Genomic DNA, 20230 nt, shown 5'->3' with positions numbered 1-20230 from the left:
TCTATTTAACAAAGTGCCGGGCGTCAGTTTGCGACGCAGGCACGGTGTCTGAGTCGTGAGGTTCTGAAATGACAACATCGAATCCGGATATTCAACCCGCTGTACAGCATACCGCCCAGGTCGCGATCGCCGGCGCGGGCCCGGTCGGCCTGATGATGGCCAACTACCTTGGTCAGATGGGCGTCAGCGTACTGGTTGTCGAAAAACTCGAGGCGCTGATTGATTACCCGCGGGCTATCGGCATCGACGATGAATCGCTGCGCGCGATGCAGGGCATCGGGCTGGTGGACCATGTTCTCCCGCATACCACGCCGTGGCACGCGATGCGTTTTCTGACGCCGAAAGGGCGCTGTTTCGCCGATATCCAGCCGATGACCGATGAGTTTGGCTGGCCGCGGCGTAACGCGTTTATTCAGCCGCAGGTGGATGCCGTCATGTATGAAGGATTGCAGCGTTTTCCCCATGTGCGCTGCCTGTTTTCTCGCGAAGTTGAAGCCTTTAGCCAGTCTTCGGATGCGGTGACCTTGCATCTGAAGGGACCGGCGGGCGAACGCGAAACGTTACAGGCCGACTGGCTGGTCGCCTGCGACGGCGGAGCCAGCTTTATTCGCCGTACGCTGAATATTCCCTTCGAAGGTAAAACCGCGCCGAATCAATGGATTGTTATCGATATCGCCAATGATCCGCTGGCGACGCCGCACGTCTATCTGTGCTGCGACCCGGTGCGTCCGTACGTCTCCGCCGCGTTGCCGCACGGCGTAAGGCGTTTTGAATTTATGGTGATGCCCGGCGAAACCGAAGCCCAGCTCAGCGAGCCGCACAAGATGCGCCAGCTATTGAGCAAGGTGCTGCCGGATCCGGACAACGTCGAGCTGATTCGCCAGCGCGTCTATACCCATAACGCGCGTATCGCCGAACGCTTTCGCGTCGATCGCGTGCTGCTGGCGGGCGATGCCGCCCACATCATGCCGGTCTGGCAGGGGCAGGGGTACAACAGCGGCATGCGCGATGCATTTAACCTTGCCTGGAAACTGGCGCTGGTGGTGAACGGCAAAGCCGGTGAGGCGCTGCTGGACAGCTACCAGCAGGAACGGCGCGATCATGCTAAAGCGATGATCGATCTCTCGGTCACCGCCGGCAATGTGCTGGCGCCGGCGAAACGCTGGCATGGCGCGGTGCGCGACGGAATTTCGTGGCTGCTCAACTATCTGCCGCCGGTCAAACGCTACTTCCTCGAGATGCGTTTCAAGCCGATGCCGCAATACCGTGCCGGCGCCCTGCTGCTGGAGGGGGAAAGCAAAAACTCGCCGGTGGGGAAAATGTTTATTCAGCCCAAAGTCACCCTGGAGAGCGGTACGGTCACGCTGCTTGATGAGGTCATTGGCGCGAATGTCGCCATTCTCGCCTGGGGCTGCAACCCACAATGGGGGCTGAATGCCGGGCAGATAGCCCAGTGGCGCGCCGTCGGCGTGCGATTTATCCAGGTCGTGCCGGAGGTACAGATTCATCGCCAGCAGGACAATTTTGCGGGCGTTATCCGCGTCGGCGATACGCAAAACCGTCTGAAAAGCTGGTTTGCGCAGCACGATACCGCGATTGCCGTAGTGCGTCCGGACCGCTTCGTCGCCGCTGTGGCAATCCCGCAAACCCTGGGTCAAAAGCTTGACGCGCTGGCGAGCAAGATGCAGCTGGCCTCCGTGCAGACCACAACAACGATTGAACAGGTGGCTTGATATGAACGCGTATCTTCATTGTCTCTCGCATACGCCGCTGGTGGGCTATGTTGACCCGGCACAGGCGGTGCTGGACGAGGTTAACGGCACCATTGCCGACGCCCGGGCGCGGATTGCCGCCTTCGCCCCGGAGCTGGTGGTGCTGTTTGCCCCCGATCATTACAACGGTTTTTTCTACGATGTGATGCCGCCGTTCTGTTTAGGCATCGGCGCGACTTCTATCGGTGATTTCAGCAGCGCCAGCGGCGTCCTGCCGGTGCCGACGGCGTTGGCGGAAGCCTGCGCCCACGCGGTGATGAAGGAGGGGATCGATCTGGCGGTCTCTTACTGCATGCAGGTGGATCACGGCTTTGCGCAACCGCTGGAGTTCCTGCTCGGCGGGCTGGATACGCTGCCGGTTCTGCCGGTGTTTATCAACGGTGTCGCATCGCCGCTGCCGGGCTTTCAGCGCACCCGCATGCTGGGCGAAGCCGTCGGCCGCTTCCTGACCACCCTCAACAAACGAGTATTAATCCTCGGCTCCGGCGGGCTGTCGCATCAGCCTCCGGTGCCGGAGCTGGCGAAGGCCGATGCCCATATGCGCGATCGGCTGCTGGGCAGCGGCAAACAGTTGCCGCCGGTCGAGCGGGAACTGCGCCAGCAGCGGGTCATCAGCGCGGCGAAACAGTTTATCGAAGACCAGAACTCGCTCTATCCGCTCAACCCCGTCTGGGACAACCGTTTTATGAGCCTGCTGGAGCAGGGACGGCTGATGGAGCTGGATGCCGTCAGTAACGAAGAGCTGTCGGCAATGGCCGGCAAATCGACGCACGAAATTAAAACCTGGGTGGCCGCCTTTGCCGCGCTATCCGCATTTGGCAGCTGGCGCTGCGAAGGCCGCTATTACCGACCCATCCCCGAGTGGATAGCCGGATTTGGCTCGCTGAGCGCCACCGCGCAGAACTGAATTAACGGGAGAATATGATGAGCTACCAACCGCAAACCGAAGCCGCCACCAGCCGTTTCCTCAACGTGGAAGAAGGCGGAGAAACACTACGCATTCATTTTAACGACTGCGGCCAGGGAGATGAAACCGTGGTCCTGTTGCACGGCTCCGGCCCCGGCGCCACCGGCTGGGCCAACTTTAGCCGCAATATCGATCCGCTGGTTGAGGCGGGCTATCGGGTGATTCTGCTGGACTGCCCCGGCTGGGGGAAGAGCGACTCGATTGTCAATCGCGGCTCGCGTTCCGACCTGAACGCCCGAGTATTGAAAAGCGTCATTGATCGGCTGGATATCAGCCAGGTGCATCTGCTGGGCAACTCCATGGGCGGTCACAGTGCGGTGGCCTTCACCCTGAGCTGGCCGGAACGGGTGGGCAAGCTGGTGCTGATGGGCGGCGGAACCGGCGGCATGAGTCTGTTTACGCCAATGCCGACGGAAGGCATCAAGCTACTGAACGGCCTGTATCGCGAACCGACCATCGAAAACCTGAAAAAGATGATGAACATCTTTGTTTTCGATACTCGCGATCTGACCGACGCCCTGTTCGACGCGCGTCTCAACAATATGCTGTCGCGCCGGGAACATCTGGATAATTTCGTCAAAAGTCTGGAAGCCAACCCGAAGCAGTTCCCGGATTTTAGCCCGCGTCTCGGCGAAATCCGCGCCCAAACCCTGATCGTCTGGGGGCGCAACGACCGCTTTGTCCCGATGGACGCCGGCCTGCGCCTGCTGGCCGGAATTAACGGTTCTGAACTGCATATCTATCGTGACTGCGGCCATTGGGCGCAGTGGGAACATGCCGACAATTTCAACCAGCTGGTGCTGGATTTTCTGGCGCGCAAATAAGGAGCCGTGATGACAACGCTATCTCTCGAACAGCTGGCGCAACGACTGCGCGATGCCGAAGTCCAGGGGCGGGCCATTGAACCGCTGCGCGATCTCCTCGGCACCGATAATGCGGAGGCAGCCTACGCCATCCAGCGGATTAACGTCCAGCACCACGTGGCGAACGGACGGCGGGTGGTGGGGCGCAAGGTGGGGCTGACCCATCCTAAAGTGCAGCAGCAGCTGGGCGTTGACCAGCCGGACTTCGGCACCCTGTTTGCCGACATGTGCTACGGCGATAACGCCGCTGTGCCGTTCTCCCGGGTGCTGCAGCCGAAAGTGGAAGCCGAAATCGCCCTGGTGCTTAAACACGACCTGCCGCATGCCGATACCACCTTTGATGAGCTGTACGCCGCTATCGACTGGGTGTTGCCCGCGCTGGAAGTGGTCGGCAGCCGTATCCGCGACTGGTCGATTGGTTTTGTCGATACGGTCGCCGATAACGCCTCCTGCGGCGTTTATGTCCTGGGCAGTCCGGCGCGGCGTCCGGCCGGACTGGATCTGAAAAATTGCGCTATGCGTATGACCCGTAACGAAGAAGAGGTGTCCAGCGGGCACGGCAGCGAATGTCTTGGCCATCCGCTCAATGCGGCGGTGTGGCTGGCGCGCAAAATGGCCAGCCTCGGCGAGCCGCTGCGGGCGGGCGATATTGTGCTGACCGGGGCGTTAGGCCCGATGGTGGCGATTAACGCCGGCGATCGCTTTGCCGCCCACATTGATGGTTTAGGTTCAGTAGCGGCAACGTTTGCCGCCGAAGAGGGAAGCAGTGATGAGTAAACGCAAAGTCGCCATTATCGGCTCCGGTAATATCGGCACCGATTTAATGATCAAAATTCTGCGCCACGGCCAACATCTGGAGATGGCGGTGATGGTCGGTATCGACCCTGAATCCGACGGTCTGGCCCGCGCCCGGCGCATGGGCGTCGCCACCACTCATGAGGGCGTCGGCGGCCTGATGCAGATGGCGGAGTTTGCCGATATCGATATTGTATTTGACGCCACCAGCGCCGGGGCGCACGTGAAAAACGACGCCGCGTTGCGGGAAGCCAAACCGGAGATCCGCATGATCGACCTGACGCCGGCGGCCATCGGCCCGTACTGCGTGCCGGTGGTCAATCTTGAGGCCAATCTTGCCGAGGGTAATGTCAATATGGTGACCTGCGGCGGCCAGGCGACTATCCCGATGGTGGCGGCGGTATCGCGGGTGGCCAAAGTGCACTATGCGGAAATCGTCGCCTCGATTGCCAGTAAATCTGCCGGTCCGGGAACACGCGCTAACATCGACGAATTCACTGAAACCACCTCGCAGGCTATAGAGAAAGTCGGCGGCGCGGCAAAAGGTAAAGCGATTATCGTACTGAACCCGGCGGAGCCGCCGCTGATGATGCGCGATACTGTATATCTCCTGAGCGAAGCGGCGTCGCAGCAGGAAATTGCCGCGTCGATTGCGGAGATGGCGGCCGCGGTGCAGGCCTATGTCCCGGGATATCGCCTGAAACAGCAGGTGCAGTTTGAGGTGATTCCCGAAGATAAGCCGGTCAACCTGCCGGGCATTGGCCGCTTCTCCGGTCTGAAAACGGCGGTTTACCTCGAGGTTGAAGGGGCGGCGCACTATCTGCCTGCCTACGCGGGTAACCTCGATATTATGACCTCGGCTGCGCTGGCGACGGCGGAAAAAATGGCCCAGTCAATGAACGACGCGGCGGGAGAAGCAGCATGAACGGCAAAAAAATCTATATCTCAGACGTGACCCTGCGCGACGGGATGCACGCGATTCGCCATCAATACTCGCTCGACAATGTGCGCCAGATTGCCCAGGCGCTGGATAGCGCAGGAGTGGATTCTATTGAGGTGGCCCACGGCGACGGCCTGCAAGGTTCGAGCTTCAATTACGGCTTCGGCGCCTACAGCGATCTGCAGTGGATTGAAGCGGCGGCGGAGTCGGTCAGCCGGGCGAAAATCGCCACTTTACTGCTCCCTGGTATCGGAACTCTGCACGACCTGAAAAATGCCTATCAGGCCGGGGCGCGGGTGGTGCGTGTGGCAACCCATTGCACGGAAGCGGATGTTTCCGCCCAGCATATCGCCTTTGCCCGCGAGCTGGGGATGGACACCGTTGGCTTCCTGATGATGAGCCATATGATCAGCCCGGAACAGCTGGCCCAGCAGGCGCTTAAGATGGAATCCTACGGCGCGACCTGCATTTACGTGGTCGATTCCGGCGGGGCGATGAATATGCACGATATTCGCGATCGTTTCCGCGCCCTTAGGGCGGTGCTCAAGCCGGAAACCGCCACCGGGATGCATGCGCACCATAACCTGAGCCTCGGCGTCGCCAACTCCATCGCCGCGGTGGAAGAGGGCTGCGACCGCATCGATGCCAGCCTTGCCGGCATGGGGGCCGGGGCGGGGAATGCGCCGCTGGAGGTCTTTATTGCTGCGGCGGACAAACTTGGCTGGAACCACGGCACCGATCTGTATGCGCTGATGAACGCGGCCGATGAACGGGTGCGGCCGCTACAGGATCGTCCGGTACGCGTCGATCGCGAAACCCTGGCGCTGGGCTATGCCGGGGTTTACTCCAGCTTTCTGCGCCACAGCGAAGTGGCGGCCGCGCGCTACGGTCTGAACGCGGTCGATATTCTCGTCGAGCTGGGCAAGCGACGGATGGTGGGCGGCCAAGAAGATATGATCGTCGATGTGGCGCTGGACCTGCTCAACCGCGCGAAATAAAAACCGGCGGCTGGCAACGAATCAGCCGTCCTTCACCTGCACCGTTTTCGCTATCGCACAGGTACCCTATGACCACGACAACCTCTGGATCGGCTTCACGCCTGATGTTAACCATCGGGCTCTGTTTTATGGTTGCCCTGATGGAAGGGCTGGATCTTCAGGCGGCCGGGATCGCCGCCGCCGGGATGGCTCACGCCTTCGCGCTCGATAATATGCAAATGGGCTGGATCTTCAGCGCCGGTATTCTCGGGTTACTTCCCGGCGCGCTGGTGGGGGGAATCCTGGCTGACCGCCACGGCCGCAAACGGCTGCTGATCGCTGCGGTCACGCTGTTCGGCCTGTTTTCCATCGCTACCGCGCTGGCAGGGAGCTTTCCGATGCTGCTGTTGGCACGCCTGATGACCGGTGTGGGGCTGGGGGCGGCGCTGCCGAATCTTATTGCATTGACCTCCGAAGCGGCCGGTCCGCGATTTCGCGGTACCGCCGTCAGCCTGATGTACTGCGGGGTGCCGGTGGGCGCCGCGCTGGCAGCGGTGCTGGGATTCTGGGGGGAAACCTCCGCCTGGCAGACGGTGTTTTGGGTCGGCGGCGTTGTGCCGCTGCTGCTGGTGCCGATGCTGCTGCGCTGGCTGCCTGAGTCCGCCGTCTTTCGCGCCGGTATGCAGAGTGCGCCGCTACGGACGCTGCTGGCGCCGGAAAACGCCAGCGCCACGCTGCTGCTGTGGCTGTGCTATTTCTTTACGCTGCTGGTGGTCTACATGCTGATCAACTGGCTGCCCATGCTGCTGATAGGTCAGGGATTTCGCGCCGGTCAGGCGGCTGGCGTCATGTTTGTTTTGCAGCTGGGAGCCGCCTGCGGCACGCTGCTGCTGGGGGCATTGCTGGATAAACTGAGTCCGCTGCTGATGTCGCTGCTGATCTATTGCGGTATGCTGGCGTCGCTGCTGGCGCTGGGCTGCGCCTCCTCCTTTCCGGCGATGCTGCTCTCGGGTTTTGTGGCCGGGCTGTTTGCCACCGGCGGGCAAAGCGTACTGTACGCGCTGGCGCCGCTGTTCTACCGCACGGAAATTCGCGCCACCGGGGTGGGGACGGCGGTGGCCGTCGGGCGGCTGGGGGCGATGAGCGGTCCGCTGCTGGCGGGAAAAATGCTGGCGCTGGGCGCCGGTACCGTTGGGGTAATGGCCGCCGCCGCGCCGGGGATTCTGCTGGCTGGCGTGGCGGTATTCTGGCTGATGAATCGCCAGAGACGGCAATCAATAGCCTGATGACGGCGCCGGGTTATGTTTCAGGACCCGGCACCGCGCCACCTTGCGCAACGGCAGACTTTGGCATACGGTAAATCATCACCCATTGATCATCTCTGCCGCCATGTCTTTTCAATCCCGGTTACTTAGCGATATTCCCGGCATTCGCTACGCCTTTCTCGATGTCCACGAAACGGCCGCCTTTCCTTACAGCGAAATGGCCCCGGTGAAGCTGGTGCACGGCAATGTGGTTCATCATTTTCAGCAGCCGGCGCCGCTTACCGACCGCCCGCATGCCGACGCGGTTTTTACCGCATCAAGTGGGCAAAAGGTGGGAGTGGTGACTGCCGATTGTCTGCCGATGCTGATGGCTTCCCGCGACGGGCGCTTTGTCTGCAGCGTACATGCGGGCTGGCGCGGTGCGGCGACCGGCATTATTGCTAATAGCCTCGATCTCTTTGCCCGACATGGCATACCGCCGGACGAGGTCGTGGTAGCGATCGGGCCGCATATTCAGGTCTGCTGCTATGAAGTGTCGGCGGCATTTTATCAGGCGCTGTTGGCGACGCCGGTGGCCGGGCTGGTCAAACAGCACCGCGATCGGCTGTTTCTGCACCGCCGTGGCCCTGAGCCTGCGGCGGAAAAAGCGCGGGCGACGGGTGACGACACAATGTGGTTCGATCTGCGGGCTTTTGGCCAGCTGCTGTTACGCCGCGCCGGGGTGCCGGAAAGTCATATTGAATGGCTGGGCAGCTGTACCTACTGTACGCCGCAGTCGCTGGGGTCGTTCCGGCGGCGTACGCACTTCCCGGCAGAGAAAACGTTCCAGTACTCGTGGATTATGCGCGAGGCCTGATATCACCCGGCATCGCGCTGCCGCGCTACAGTACCGTAAACCCGTGCGTCCCGTCGTTTGCCAGCTGGGCCACGAGGCCATACTCCCACTCCAGATAGGCCTGCATCGCTTCGCGGGAATTATCGGTTCCTTCATAGGGGCGACGATAGCGATCGCTACGCGCGCTGATCAGACGGGTTGCGCCATGCTCCAGCGGCAGACCTGAAGCGATCCACCCGGCGGTGCCTCCGCTTAATACCTGCACCGGTTTGCCGGTCAGCGCCGCCACTTCGTCGACGGCGTAGCGTGCCAGCAGGCTGCTGCCACAGGTCAGTACGTAACGGCTGGCAGAGGGAATCAGCGCCAGCGCCTGTTTCAGCCGCGAGCGTATCAGCCAGTATGCCCCGGGAATATGCCGCGCCACATAGTTGGCGCTGGTGGTGAAATCGAGAACCACCGTTCCCGGTTCGCGCAACAGCGCCGCCAGCCGGGATGCGTCGATCTCCTCTGCCGCAGGCGCCGCGGGCAGGCTGGCGGCCGGTACGCCGCGTTCGCTAAAGTTCGCCGCGCTCAGACCGCGCAGGATTGCCGTTTCCCAGCCCATTTGCGCCAGCCACGAGGCGGTTATCGCCGCGCGAATACCATCATCATCCACTAAGACCAGACGTGCGCCGCGAACGCTGGCGTGGTGATCGGTCTCCTGGACCAGCTGGCCGCCCGGTGCGCTGAGGCTTCCCGGCAGGTGACCTGCGGCGTACTCCTCCGGACTGCGGACGTCAAAAAGATAGGTGGTGCGGTCGGTCTGCTGCTGCCAGCGCCGGAGCGTGGCCTGGTCGATAACCGCCACTCCGGCTTTTTCCGCCAGCTGGCTGACCTGCTGAAGACGCGCCGTCGAAGCCCGCGATTCCTCGGCATAGCGGCGCTGCTGGTCGCGATCGAGGGCCAGTCCGGCCAGCGTCCAACCGATGGTGCCGTTACGTAAGGCATAGACCGGGTTGCTCACGCCGGCATTGATCAACGACTGGGCGCCGATAATGCTGCGGGTGCGTCCCGCACAGTTGACGACGATTGGCGTCTGCGGCGAATCGACCAGTCCGTCAATACGCAGCGCCAGCTCACCGCCGGGAACGCTGATACCGCCCGGAATACTCATGGTCTGATACTCATCGAACCGTCGGGCGTCGACAATCAGCACCGGCTGACGGCTGTCAATCAGCGCCTTCAGCTCTCCCGCGTCCAGAGAGGGGGTCTGCCGTTGGCTCTCCACCAGCTCGCCGAACGCTTTGCTGGGGGAGTTAACGTCCTGGAAGAGCGCGCCGCCGCTGCGCTGCCAACCCTTCAGGCCGCCTTCCAGCAGCGCGACATCTTGATATCCCCAGCCGCGCAGGCGATCGACGGCCTGGGCGGCCATCCCCTCGCCGTTATCGTAAACGGTGAGCGGCGTCGTCAGCCGCGGCACCCGACGGTGGATCTCCAGCTCGAGCTTGCTCAGCGGAAGATTGGCCGCAAACAGCGGGTGAGCGGTGGCAAAATCCGCTTCTTCACGCACGTCAATCAGCGCCAGTTCGGCGTGGTCGAGCAGCGACTGGCGCACTTGTGCCGGCTGGCGATAAGTGTGGATGGGCATATTAATTATCCTTCGGGAAATCCCAGATATTGGGTAAGTGGCGATTGGAGTAACCGGAAATAAAGGGTTTGACGAGACCTTCCGGCGTATAGACGGCACGTTTAACGGCGCCAATATTGCCGCCGTAGACATGGATACTGATCGACACGCTCTCCGCCAACGCGTTACTGACGCGGTGAATATCACCATCGCGGGAGGAGACTTTTTCGACCTCGCCCGGGGAGAGTCGTCCGGCAATACCGTCGGCCACCGGAAGGCCTGTCGCATCGAGGCGATAGCGCTGATTCTCTTCCGCGCCGCGCAGCATGCCGATGACGCCCCACACGCGGTGATCGTGAATCGGCGTGGCCTGCCCGGGCCCCCAGACAAAGCTGACGATCGAAAAGCGTTGTCCGGAATCGGCGTGCAGCAGGTATTGCTGATAGTGGTGGGGATGCGGCAACGCGTACTCGTCCGGCAGCCAGTCATCCTGCCGGACCAGCCGCGCCAGGCGCTGCGCCACCGCCTCCAGCAGAGGCGATTCGTCAGTGAACTGCCGATGAAGGGCATCAACTTCTTGAATAAAATGGCGTAGTTTTTCCAGTCGTGGTGCGGTCATGTACGGTTCCTGTCAGAGGGACTGGTCATTACGCTAACAAAGGCGTTAATATTATTTAAATGCAATTTACGCATATATTAATATGCAAAATTCACATTAAGGATTCTATGCGCATCGACGACATTGACGCCCTGCTGGCGACGGTACAGTTTTCTTCCCTCAATCAGGCGGCGGAATATCTGGGAATTACCCAGTCGGCCATTACCCGACGGCTGCAGCGTCTGGAGCAAACTCTCGGGGTGACTCTGTTGGAGCGCCAGACCCGGCCGTTGACGCTAACTGCTGCCGGGCACCGGGTTTATGAGCAATGCCTGAGCATCAAGCGGGAGACAAAAAAGCTGTACGGGCTGCTGGATCCGCAGGCCGAACCGCACGGTATTTTGCGCCTCGGCGTACCGCAGAGCGTGGCGGAAATTGCGCTTCAGCCGGCGCTGCTGGCGCTACGCCAGCAGTTTCCGCAGCTCCAGCCGCAGGTCACCTGCGGCTGGAGCGGGTTGCTGCAAAAGCGGCTCGAGAGCGTCGAGCTGGATGGCATGCTGGCGATGGGGCCGGCACAGCAGGTCTTTGCCGACGGCTATGTCGGCCGGTTGCTGTGTTCGCTGGATATTGTGGTGATTGCGGCGAAAAGCCTGCGCCTGCAGGCCGCTGAACTGCGGGACTGCGCGTCTCAGGGCTGGGTGCTTAACCCTGACGGCTGCGGACTGCGGGCAGGGTTAATTCGTGAACTACAGGCTCAGGGGCTGCGGCTTCAGCTGAACGTCGAAACAGCGGGCGCTCACCTGCAAATTGGCCTCGTCGCTCAGGGTCAAGGGTTGGGTCTGGTGCCGCGTGCGGCGCTGGCCGCCAGCCCGTGGCGCGATGAGGTGACAGCCCTGATGTTAGCCGATTTCCAGCCGGCGGTCTGCTTGTGGCAGGTGAGCGCACAGAATCTGGCGAATCTACAGCAGCCGTTCACTTTTTTTGCCGGGAAAATCGTCCAGCAGTTAACTCTATCTGACTGAATAGTATATTAAATTACCAAGATGCTAATTTTGCATATTAAGATATGATAAAAATGCATTTTGCTCATTAACTGCCGATGTATAGGGTAACGACAGGCGCCGCCGCTGCGGCCACCGTTACCCGACGCAAGGAGTTATGTTATGAGCATTCAGTTTCTCGGGATGATCGGCCATCGCCTCTCATCCGAAACCATCGCCCCGGCAGGACCGGTTTTTGACCGCGACTATATCGTGCGCTTTGCGCAAACTCACGAAGCGGCCGGCTTCGATCGCCTGCTGGTGGGGCATTGGTCCGATCAGCCGGATGGCTTTCTGGTTACCGCGCTGGCCGGGTTATCGACGGAGAAAATCAATTTTCTGCTGGCCCATCGCCCGGGATTCGTCTCGCCGACGCTGGCGGCACGTAAGTTTGCTACCCTGGAGCATCTGCTCGGCGGGCGTCTGGCGGTGCATATCATCAGCGGCGGCAACGATGCCGAACAGCGTCGGGATGGTGACTACCTCAACCATGACGAGCGCTACGCGCGTACCGATGCTTTCCTGGATACGGTGCGAAAAGTCTGGACTGCGGAACAGCCCGTTGATATCGACAATGACTTTTATCAGGCCGAGCAGGCGTGGTCGGCAATCCGCCCGCTGCAACAACCGCACATTCCGATCTACTTCGGCGGCTCGTCCGAGGCCGCCATTGCGGTAGCCGGTAAACATGCTGATGTTTTTGCCCTGTGGGGCGAATCGTTAGGGCAAACGGCGGAGACCATCCGTCGGGTGCGGGCCGAAGCCGCGAAGCATCAGCGCCACATTGATTTTAGCGTCTCATTCCGGCCGATTATTGCCGACAGCGAAGCGCAGGCCTGGGAGAAGGCCGAGCATATTTTACATGTCGCTTCCGAACGGGCGGCGCAGGCGGGCCAGGGTTTCAAAGCGAAGCCAGACAGCGAAGGGGCACGGCGCCTGCGGGCCACGGCAGAACAGGGAAATGTGGTGGATAAACGTCTGTGGACCGGTATTGCGAAACTGGTTGGCGGCGGCCATAACTCCACCGCGCTGGTCGGAACGGCGGAACAGGTTGCCGATGCGCTGCTGGATTATTACGACCTCGGGGTGCGCAACTTCCTGATTCGCGGCTTCGATCCATTAAACGATGCGCGGGAATACGGGAAGGCTCTGCTGCCGATTGCTCGCGAAAAAGCGGCTCAGCGCGCGATTCAGGAGCGCGCATCGTGACGCTTTCCGGTCAACAGCCCCTGCGGCCGCAGGCCGACTGGTTGCGGCAGCTAACCCACATTCGTCAGCAGATGGCCGAACAGGCGGCAGAGCTTGACCGTAGCGGCGATTTTCCCCACCACAATCTCGCGCTCCTGCATCAGAGCGGTTTTCTGAGCCTTGCCACGCCGGCGCAGTATGGCGGGGCGGGGGCGGATTTGGCCCGGCTGCAGCAGGCGATTACCGCCATTGCGTGGGGGGAACCGGCGACGGCGCTGATCGTCTGTATGCAGTATCTGCATCATCTGCGTCTGGCGGAGAGCGACGGCTGGGCGGAACCGCTGCGTCGGCAGGTCTATCGCGATGCCGTCGAGCGAGGGGGATTGATCAACAGCCTGAGAGTTGAACCTGAACTCGGCTCGCCGGCGCGCGGGGGGCTGCCGCAGACGGTTGCAACACGTACCGCCGACGGCTGGCGTCTTAACGGGCACAAACTCTATACCACCGGCGTTGAAGGGCTAAGCTGGCTGGCTATCTGGGCACGAAGCGACGATCTCGATCCGCAGGTCGGCACCTGGCTGGTACCGCGAGAAAGTGACGGTGTCACCATTATTAAAAGCTGGGACCATGCCGGAATGCGCGCGACCGGCAGCCATGAAGTGATACTGAAAAATGTACCGATCCCCCGGCAAAATGCGGTGGATATCTGGCCGGCATCTGCGCCTCCCGCCGCGGATGCCGAACGTTTCCGTCTCTTCGCCAATCGACAGACCGCGCTGTTAGCCGCGATCTATGACGGCGTGGCCCGCGCGGCGCGGGACTGGTTGCTGGGCTGGCTAAGTACGCGGGCGCCGGCCAACCTCGGGCACCCGCTCTCCCGTCTACCGCGTGTGCAGGAAAAAACAGGTCAGATAGAAGGCTGGCTGCTGACGAACCGCTGTCTGCTGCAACAGGCCGCCGGACTGGAATTGACCGCCACCGAGGCCAATCTGGCCAAGGTCACCATTACCGACAACGCGGTGCAGGTCGTGACTCTGGCGCTGGAGCTTACCGGCAATCATGGCCTTAGCCGACAACATCCTCTTGAACGCCACTATCGCAACGTGCTGTGCGGGCGCGTGCATACGCCGCAGAGCGACAGCGCGTGGCAGGCGGCGGGTCAACACGCTTTTCAATCATAAGGATAATGTTTATGCACGAACGAACAATAACAAGATTGGCCGCGGGGCTCTCGCTGCTGGCGCTGAGCGCTTTGGCGTCGGCGCAGGAGCGCATCACTCTGCGAATTGCCGATCAGAAAGGGGGCATGCGCTCGCAACTCGAAGCGGCCAACGCGCTGCAAAACCTTGGCTATGAGATCAAGTGGGCTGAGTTTCCGGCCGCCGCACCGCTGGCGGAAGCGCTGAACGCCGGCGCGGTAGACGCCGGGATTATTGGCGATGCGCCGCTGTTATTTGCCCTCGCCAACGGCGCGCCGGTAAAGGCCATTGCCGTCGATAAAAGCAACCCGGCGGGCACGGCCGTGCTGGTTCCTCCGGGAAGTTCGCTAAAGCGCGCCGCGGATTTAAAAGGTAAGCGGATCGCCACCGGGAAAGGTTCGATCGGTCATTACGTGGCGCTGAAAGCCCTGCAGCAGGCGGGGATCTCACCGACAGAGGTGCAGTGGGTATTTCTCGGCCCGGTCGATGCCAAAGTGGCTTTACTCAACGGCTCGGTCGATGCCTGGGCGACCTGGGAACCCTATACCACCCAGCTGGTGAAAACCGCCGAAGGTCAGATTCTGGTGAGCGGTAAAGGGCTGCTGCCGGGGAATACGTTTCTGGCGGCAACGGATGAAAGCTTAAAGGATCCGGCTAAGCGCGCGGCGCTACAGGATTATCTCACCCGCCTGGCTGGGGCGGAGCGCTGGGCTTACGCCAATCTCGAGAGCTATGGCAAAACCCTTGGTGACATCATCCGTTTCCCGCCGGACATTGCCCGGGCGCAGTTTGCTAACCGCCAGTCGCAGTGGCAGCGTCTGGACTCGCGCACCATTGAACAGCAGCAGGCGACCGCCGACTTTTATCAGGCCAATGGTCTGATTCGCGCGAAGCTGGATGTCACGCCGACCTTTGATACCCGATTTACGCTGCCTGATGTCCCGGCCGCTCAGGAGAACAGACCATGAATCAGTCCGCTTTCTCACGCCGCCGCTTTTTACAGCTCAGCGGTGGAACCATGCTGGCAGCGGCCGCCTGGCCGCTGTGGGCGCATACGATGACCACGATGCCGGCGGAGGGCGGAAACGGTGAAAACCTGGCGCTGCGGCTGGCGGAACCCTACAAGCTGAAGCTGGCCATCAACAAGAGCGCGGTTTGCCTCGCGCCGGTGGCGGTCGCTGAGCAGCAGAAGTTTTTCAGCAAATACAACCTTGAGGTTGAGTTCGTTAACTTCGGCAACTCGACCGATGTGCTGTTGGAGGCCATCGCGACCGGCAAGGCCGATGCCGGCGTCGGGATGGCGCTGCGCTGGTTGAAGGCGCTGGAGCAGGGTTTTGACGTCAAGTTGACGGCCGGAACGCACGGCGGCTGTCTGAATCTGCTGACGGCAAAAAATTCGCCGTTTGGCGGCCTGGAGAGTCTGAAAGGGCAGACGATTGGCGTCACCGATATGGCCGGACCGGACAAAAACTTCTTCGCTATTTTGCTCAAACGACATGGCATCGATCCGATAAGCGACGTGCAGTGGAAAGTTTACCCGGCGGATCTGCTCAGTATCGCGCTGGATAAGCAGGAGATTGCCGCCATCAGCGGCAGCGAGCCCTTTAGCTTCCGCCTGCTGCAAAGCGGGAAATATCAGCTGATCGCCAGCAATATGAGCGGCGATTACGCCAACCTGAGCTGCTGCGTGCTGGGGGTAAGCGGGGCGCTGGCCCGGGATCACAAACCGGTTGCCGCCGCGCTGACCCAGGCGATTCTCGAGGCGCACAGCTATGCATCGGCTCACCCCGAAAGCGTGGCGCAATCGTTCATGGCCCATGCATTAAACACCGATGAGGCCGAAGTCTCGGGGATCCTTCATGGCCAGGGGCATGGACACCACGCCGTAGGAGAAGCCTTTGTGAATGAATTGACCCAGTACGTGAGCGATCTGCAGCGGGTACAGGTGATCAAACCGGGGACCAATCCTCACCAGTTTGCGGAGAGTATTTATGCCAACGTATTCGCCTGATCGGGCGCTGTCGCGCGCCGGGGGGCGCTATCCGTTGTGGTCTGAAGGGCTGCTGGCCGCCGCGCTGTGGCTGGCGGGCGGGATGTTTACTTTGGCGTGGCCGGATGTCGGGCGACGCTGGCCCTACAGCGCGGGGTGGGCGATGAGTCAGCTCGCCATCGCCGGTGGACTGCTGGCGCTGGCGCTGAGTTGCCGCTACTGGCATCAGCGGGGCGGTCGTCTGCTCGCGGCCGGAAAGTGGCTGGCGCTGCTGCCGCTGCTGTTTACGTTATGGCAGTGGCTGACGGCAAAAACAGCGATCCTGCCGGTGCCGTTTTTTGCGCCGCCGCAGGCGCTGATCGAAGTCCTGGTCGACGACTGGCCGCGGCTGCTGGATAGTCTGCTGCACTCTCTGGGGCTGCTCGGGCTTGGGGTGCTGCTCGGCACCTCCTGCGGTTTTATCAGCGGGCTGGCGATTGGCTGGTCGCAGCGTATCGGCTACTGGCTGCATCCGGTCCTGCGCCTGCTTGGCCCGGTGCCCTCAACGGCGCTCTTGCCGCTATGCCTGTTTATTTTTCCCTCCAGCTTTGGGGCAAGCGTGTTTCTGATTGCGCTGAGTACCTGGTTTCCGGTCACCGTGCTGACCTGGTCCGGGGTCATGAGTATCGATAAAGCCTGGTATGACGTCGCCCGCACGCTGGGGGCCAGCCAGCGTTTTCTGATTTTACGGGTGGCGATTCCCGCCTCGCTGCCGAATGTGTTTGTCGGCTTGTTCATGGGGCTGGGCGCATCGTTCTCAGTGCTGATCGTCGCTGAAATGGTTGGCGTGAAATCGGGCATCGGTTTTTATTTGCAGTGGGCGCAGGGCTGGGCGGCTTACCCCAATATGTATGCCGCGCTGCTGGTCATGGCCTTTCTCTGTTCCGGCCTGATAAGCGGGCTGTTTATGGTGCGCGATCGGCTGCTGAAGTGGCAGCGAGGAGGGATGACATGGTAGCGACAGCGGCACCCCAGAACAGCGCCCGGGTTGGCGCGGGCATCGAGATTCACCATTTGCACCATGCCTTTTCCCTCGGCAGGGAAACGGTGCCGGTGCTGGAAAATATCAGTCTGCGGCTGCGTCCGGGAGAGAGCGTGGCGCTACTGGGACCTTCGGGCTGCGGTAAGTCGACGCTGCTGCGGCTGCTGGCGGGACTGGAACCCATGCAGGGCGGGCAGATCCGGATAGATGACGCGCCGATGGGCGGTCCGGGGCCCGACCGCATTCTGGTGTTTCAGGATCCGACGCTCTATCCGTGGCTGACGGTGCGGCAAAATGTGCTGTTGGGGCCGCAGGCGCAGGGCAAAAAAGGGCGTGAAGCGCAGGCCGATGCGCTGATAACGCGTATCGGTCTGCAGGGATTCAGCCAGGCGTGGCCCCGGCAGCTTTCCGGCGGGATGGCCCAGCGGGCCGCGCTGGCGCGCGCGCTGCTCAACGAGCCGCGTTTACTGCTGCTCGATGAGCCCCTCGGCAAACTGGACTCGCTGACCCGCATCGGCATGCAGCGCGAGCTGATTACGCTCTGGCAGCAGCAGGGCTACACCAGCCTGCTGGTGACCCATGACATTGAAGAGGCGCTGCTGCTATGCGAACGCGTGCTGGTGATGTCGCCGCGGCCGGGGCGTATCATTGGCGAATTTACGCTACCGCTGGCCTTTCCCCGGCATCGGGATAACCCGCAGCTGTTGCAGCACCGACAGGATATTTTACGCATGTTGGGGCAGGCGGAGGACTGGTAGTCTGGCGCAGGAGCAACGGATAGACCCGGACAGGCCGCGATGGCGCTGTCCGGGCGTGGTGATGCGATCAGAAGTCCATTTTCACCGTAAACTGCACTTCCCGCGGATCGCCAATCTGGTTGCCCAGGTTGTTTGTGGCGATGGATGAGGTGTAGTAGGTCTTATCAAACAGGTTCTTCACGTTAACCTGCAGCGTCACCGGATATTGCAGCTTCATCTTATAGGCGGCGAAGACATCGGCGACCGCGTAGCCCTGCAGATAATAGTCCGCGCCGTTGGTGCCGGAGCGTTTGCTCACCGCGCGACCGCCGCCGCCGACGGTCAGCGTATTGCTGTCGTAGACGTTATGGATGTCGTAGCTGAGGAACAACGAACCGGTGTGTTTCGGGACGTTGGGCAGCGGCTTACCGGCATAGTCAGGATCGTCGAGCACTTTCGCGTCGGTATAGCCGTAGCTGGCGATCACGCTCAGGTTATCGGTAATCGAACCGGCCAGATCCACCTCGACGCCGCGTGAACGCACTTTCCCGGCGGTCTTGGCGACAGTCTCATCGCCGACGGCTTCGGTGTACAGCACGTTGCGTTTATGGATATCAAACAGCGCGATGTTGGCGGTGATACCGCTTAACAGATCGAACTTGGCGCCCACTTCATAGGATGTAGACTCTTCGGGCGGCAGATTGCCGATGTAGCTGGCGATCGATGACTGCGGCATAAACGACTGCGCCACGTTACCGAACAGCGACACGGTTGGCGTCAGCTTATACACCAGACCAAATTTCGGCGTCCATTTCTGGTCGCTGCTGTCGGTGTTGACGTTGAACGGACGCCCTTTGCCGGCGTACTGGGTGTAATACTGATAGCGCATCCCGGCGACGGCAATCCACTTGTCGGTCAGATAGAGCGCATCCTGAACGTAGGCGGCGTAGCTCTCCTGCTGAATACGCTGATCGCTATCGGAGTCCGAAACGGTGCTGCAGGTGCCGACAGTGCCGTAGACCGGGTTATAAATATTAAACCCTTTCACATTCTTACAGCGGATCATATCGGTGCGCAGCAGATCGTAATTCTCATAGGCGATGCCGGTGAGGACTTCGTTATAAAACCCGCCGACGACCACGTTGCCCTGTAAATCGGCGCGAGTTGTGTGCATCTTTTGCGTTGAGCCGTGGGTGGCGTCAACGCGGCGGGTCAGATCGCCGGTGGCCGAATCGTAGGCCGTCACCCGGGCCTGGTTATCGTTGTAGTGATCCTGGCTGTAACTGTAGTCAAAGCGGGCGGTCCAGGCATCGTTCAGGCGATATTCGGCGTTCAGCTGCGCCAGATCGGAATAACCATCGGTCACGTTAAACGGCTCGTCAAAGCGCGTTTTCCGATCGACGTTGACCGCGTGACCGGTATTAAGATCGAAGATGGTACCGCGATCGAACGGAGTATTGTAGTCGCGATGGGAGTACGACACGTTCACCGTCGCCCTGTCGCCAAACCAGGTCAGGGAAGGGGCGATAAAGCTGCTTTTCTCTTTACCAAAGTTGCGCCAGTAATCCTCATGTTGGTACTCGCCGATGATCCGGTAGGCCAGCCGCGTGCCTTCGATGGGGCCGGTGACGTCAAACTGGCCGGTACCGCCGCCAAAGCTGCTGGAGGTGGCGGAAATCGATCCGCCGAAGGTTCTCTCCGGGCGTTTCGTGACGACGTTAATCAATCCGCCGGGGTCAAGAATGCCGTACAGCGTGGAGGCCGGGCCTTTCAGTACTTCTACGCGTTCGGTGGCGGCATTAAAGCTGCGCGGCAAAACGGTACGCAGACCGTTGGTCATGATTGAGCCGTCGCGGTTGGCGCCAAAACCGCGGCGGGTAAAGGCATCCTGGGTCCCGCCGAGGGTGTTGGTCTGGACGACGTTGGCGACGTTATACAGCGCCTCGTCAAGGGTAGTGGCGTGCTGATCTTCCAGCACCTTGTCGCTGACGGTATTTACCACCTGCGGAATATCCAGCAGCGGCATCGACGTCAGGGTCGCCGTTGAGCTGGCAACCGGCTGATAGCCGTTGGTGTCGCTCTGAGCACCCGCGGCGACCACCGTCATGGTTTCGTCGCCAGCCGTTTTCTCTTTGCTGGCGCTGTTTTCTGCTGCAATTAATCCCGGTGAGGTAAAAGAACCCAAAAATATCAGTGAAAAAAGAGCTCGCCCTTTCAGCGTTGTGAAAGGGATCGTTGATCGCGTCATTTGTCTGTTTCTCGTGAACGAATCTGTCCTTTGCAGACAGAAAAAGCCAATTAAATCATTGCCCTTAAAAATATTATCTGCCTGTTGGTCGCGATGATTTGCGTTCAGACATGTAATTGAGAATCATTCAATCACGAGAGAATGTAGTAGTAAATGTTATGTAAGATAAAAAATTAACCGTTGCAGGAT

Annotated in this window: 17 protein-coding genes and 1 pseudogene; 15 read left to right on the top strand and 3 right to left on the bottom strand. The window is 60.7% G+C overall.

Annotation, left to right across the window (positions count from 1 at the left end; all coding sequences use genetic code 11):
* Window positions 1-68: 68 nt before the first annotated feature.
* The 8 genes from ROR01S_RS19320 to ROR01S_RS19285 all read left to right on the top strand — a co-directional run bounded on the left by ROR01S_RS19320 (window position 69) and on the right by ROR01S_RS19285 (window position 8435).
* Entirely contained in the window at window positions 69-1733 is a 1665-nt protein-coding gene (locus ROR01S_RS19320; RefSeq protein ID WP_004863158.1) for a bifunctional 3-(3-hydroxy-phenyl)propionate/3-hydroxycinnamic acid hydroxylase, read from the top strand.
* Between the two features lies 1 nt (window position 1734).
* A complete protein-coding gene (mhpB, locus tag ROR01S_RS19315; RefSeq protein WP_004863155.1) occupies window positions 1735-2679 on the top strand; it encodes a 2,3-dihydroxyphenylpropionate/2,3-dihydroxicinnamic acid 1,2-dioxygenase in 945 nt (314 codons plus the stop codon).
* A gap of 17 nt (window positions 2680-2696) precedes the next feature.
* The gene (gene mhpC / locus ROR01S_RS19310) at window positions 2697-3563 is read left to right on the top strand and encodes a 2-hydroxy-6-oxonona-2,4-dienedioate hydrolase (protein WP_004863152.1); all 867 of its coding nucleotides are present in this window, start codon (window positions 2697-2699) and stop codon (window positions 3561-3563) included.
* A gap of 9 nt (window positions 3564-3572) precedes the next feature.
* Window positions 3573-4379, top strand: a complete 807-nt coding sequence (gene mhpD / locus ROR01S_RS19305) for a 2-keto-4-pentenoate hydratase (RefSeq protein WP_004863149.1) — start codon at window positions 3573-3575, stop codon at window positions 4377-4379.
* Window positions 4372-5322 (top strand): acetaldehyde dehydrogenase, encoded by a 951-nt coding sequence (gene mhpF, locus ROR01S_RS19300; protein ID WP_004863147.1) that lies wholly within the window; start codon window positions 4372-4374, stop codon window positions 5320-5322. Before mhpD ends, mhpF begins: the two co-directional genes overlap by 8 nt.
* On the top strand, window positions 5319-6335 hold the full coding sequence (gene mhpE, locus ROR01S_RS19295) for a 4-hydroxy-2-oxovalerate aldolase (RefSeq protein WP_064359800.1): 1017 nt from the start codon (window positions 5319-5321) through the stop codon (window positions 6333-6335). The genes mhpF and mhpE overlap by 4 nt, the downstream gene beginning before the upstream one ends.
* 68 nt (window positions 6336-6403) lie before the next feature.
* Window positions 6404-7600 carry a 3-(3-hydroxy-phenyl)propionate transporter MhpT gene (gene mhpT, locus ROR01S_RS19290; RefSeq protein WP_004863142.1) on the top strand — a complete coding sequence of 399 codons (1197 nt, stop codon included), beginning with the start codon at window positions 6404-6406 and terminating at the stop codon, window positions 7598-7600.
* Window positions 7601-7703: 103 nt separating this feature from the next.
* Window positions 7704-8435: a purine nucleoside phosphorylase YfiH/LACC1 family protein gene (locus ROR01S_RS19285; RefSeq protein WP_004863137.1), complete on the top strand. Its 732-nt coding sequence runs from the start codon at window positions 7704-7706 to the stop codon at window positions 8433-8435.
* Between the two features lie 25 nt (window positions 8436-8460).
* Here the strand turns inward: ROR01S_RS19285 and ROR01S_RS19280 are convergent, their stop codons facing one another.
* Together ROR01S_RS19280 and ROR01S_RS19275 are read right to left on the bottom strand one after the other, a co-directional pair.
* A complete protein-coding gene (locus ROR01S_RS19280; protein ID WP_064359799.1) occupies window positions 8461-10041 on the bottom strand; it encodes a rhodanese homology domain-containing protein in 1581 nt (526 codons plus the stop codon).
* 1 nt (window position 10042) lies between these two features.
* Entirely contained in the window at window positions 10043-10639 is a 597-nt protein-coding gene (locus ROR01S_RS19275) for a cysteine dioxygenase family protein (protein ID WP_064359798.1), read from the bottom strand.
* A 107-nt stretch (window positions 10640-10746) separates the two neighbouring features.
* On the opposite strand from ROR01S_RS19275, the gene ROR01S_RS19270 reads away from it, so the two are divergent.
* From ROR01S_RS19270 to ROR01S_RS19240, 7 genes and pseudogenes are all read left to right on the top strand, one after another.
* Window positions 10747-11640 (top strand): LysR family transcriptional regulator, encoded by an 894-nt coding sequence (locus ROR01S_RS19270; protein ID WP_064359797.1) that lies wholly within the window; start codon window positions 10747-10749, stop codon window positions 11638-11640.
* A gap of 141 nt (window positions 11641-11781) precedes the next feature.
* A pseudogene (locus ROR01S_RS19265) lies at window positions 11782-12868 on the top strand (LLM class flavin-dependent oxidoreductase); the annotation flags it as partial.
* Window positions 12869-12938: 70 nt separating this feature from the next.
* On the top strand, window positions 12939-14027 hold the full coding sequence (locus tag ROR01S_RS19260) for an acyl-CoA dehydrogenase family protein (RefSeq protein WP_044348910.1): 1089 nt from the start codon (window positions 12939-12941) through the stop codon (window positions 14025-14027).
* Window positions 14028-14038: 11 nt separating this feature from the next.
* A complete protein-coding gene (locus ROR01S_RS19255; RefSeq protein ID WP_004863118.1) occupies window positions 14039-15013 on the top strand; it encodes an ABC transporter substrate-binding protein in 975 nt (324 codons plus the stop codon).
* The gene (locus ROR01S_RS19250) at window positions 15010-16056 is read left to right on the top strand and encodes an ABC transporter substrate-binding protein (RefSeq protein ID WP_004863115.1); all 1047 of its coding nucleotides are present in this window, start codon (window positions 15010-15012) and stop codon (window positions 16054-16056) included. Before ROR01S_RS19255 ends, ROR01S_RS19250 begins: the two co-directional genes overlap by 4 nt.
* Window positions 16037-17032 (top strand): ABC transporter permease, encoded by a 996-nt coding sequence (locus tag ROR01S_RS19245; RefSeq protein WP_004863112.1) that lies wholly within the window; start codon window positions 16037-16039, stop codon window positions 17030-17032. The genes ROR01S_RS19250 and ROR01S_RS19245 overlap by 20 nt, the downstream gene beginning before the upstream one ends.
* Window positions 17026-17814, top strand: a complete 789-nt coding sequence (locus ROR01S_RS19240; protein WP_004863109.1) for an ABC transporter ATP-binding protein — start codon at window positions 17026-17028, stop codon at window positions 17812-17814. The genes ROR01S_RS19245 and ROR01S_RS19240 overlap by 7 nt, the downstream gene beginning before the upstream one ends.
* 67 nt (window positions 17815-17881) lie before the next feature.
* Here ROR01S_RS19240 and ROR01S_RS19235 read toward each other — a convergent pair whose 3' ends face one another.
* Window positions 17882-19951: a TonB-dependent siderophore receptor gene (locus tag ROR01S_RS19235; RefSeq protein WP_086817543.1), complete on the bottom strand. Its 2070-nt coding sequence runs from the start codon at window positions 19949-19951 to the stop codon at window positions 17882-17884.
* Between the last annotated feature and the right edge of the window lie 279 nt (window positions 19952-20230).

Source organism: Klebsiella ornithinolytica NBRC 105727 = ATCC 31898, assembly GCF_001598295.1.
Lineage (GTDB): Bacteria > Pseudomonadota > Gammaproteobacteria > Enterobacterales > Enterobacteriaceae > Klebsiella > Klebsiella ornithinolytica.
Note: the sequence above shows the minus strand (reverse complement) of the source record. Positions and strands in the feature narration are given on the sequence as shown.

Bases quoted from the DNA above. Each gene is read 5' to 3' on its own strand.
- ROR01S_RS19320 (WP_004863158.1), top strand. From the start codon at position 69: ATGACAACATCGAATCCGGATATTCAACCCGCTGTACAGCATACCGCC.
- mhpB (WP_004863155.1), top strand. From the start codon at position 1,735: ATGAACGCGTATCTTCATTGTCTCTCGCATACGCCGCTGGTGGGCTAT.
- mhpC (WP_004863152.1), top strand. From the start codon at position 2,697: ATGAGCTACCAACCGCAAACCGAAGCCGCCACCAGCCGTTTCCTCAAC.
- mhpD (WP_004863149.1), top strand. From the start codon at position 3,573: ATGACAACGCTATCTCTCGAACAGCTGGCGCAACGACTGCGCGATGCC.
- mhpF (WP_004863147.1), top strand. From the start codon at position 4,372: ATGAGTAAACGCAAAGTCGCCATTATCGGCTCCGGTAATATCGGCACC.
- mhpE (WP_064359800.1), top strand. From the start codon at position 5,319: ATGAACGGCAAAAAAATCTATATCTCAGACGTGACCCTGCGCGACGGG.
- mhpT (WP_004863142.1), top strand. From the start codon at position 6,404: ATGACCACGACAACCTCTGGATCGGCTTCACGCCTGATGTTAACCATC.
- ROR01S_RS19285 (WP_004863137.1), top strand. From the start codon at position 7,704: ATGTCTTTTCAATCCCGGTTACTTAGCGATATTCCCGGCATTCGCTAC.
- ROR01S_RS19280 (WP_064359799.1), bottom strand. From the start codon at position 10,041: ATGCCCATCCACACTTATCGCCAGCCGGCACAAGTGCGCCAGTCGCTG.
- ROR01S_RS19275 (WP_064359798.1), bottom strand. From the start codon at position 10,639: ATGACCGCACCACGACTGGAAAAACTACGCCATTTTATTCAAGAAGTT.
- ROR01S_RS19270 (WP_064359797.1), top strand. From the start codon at position 10,747: ATGCGCATCGACGACATTGACGCCCTGCTGGCGACGGTACAGTTTTCT.
- ROR01S_RS19260 (WP_044348910.1), top strand. From the start codon at position 12,939: ATGGCCGAACAGGCGGCAGAGCTTGACCGTAGCGGCGATTTTCCCCAC.
- ROR01S_RS19255 (WP_004863118.1), top strand. From the start codon at position 14,039: ATGCACGAACGAACAATAACAAGATTGGCCGCGGGGCTCTCGCTGCTG.
- ROR01S_RS19250 (WP_004863115.1), top strand. From the start codon at position 15,010: ATGAATCAGTCCGCTTTCTCACGCCGCCGCTTTTTACAGCTCAGCGGT.
- ROR01S_RS19245 (WP_004863112.1), top strand. From the start codon at position 16,037: ATGCCAACGTATTCGCCTGATCGGGCGCTGTCGCGCGCCGGGGGGCGC.
- ROR01S_RS19240 (WP_004863109.1), top strand. From the start codon at position 17,026: ATGGTAGCGACAGCGGCACCCCAGAACAGCGCCCGGGTTGGCGCGGGC.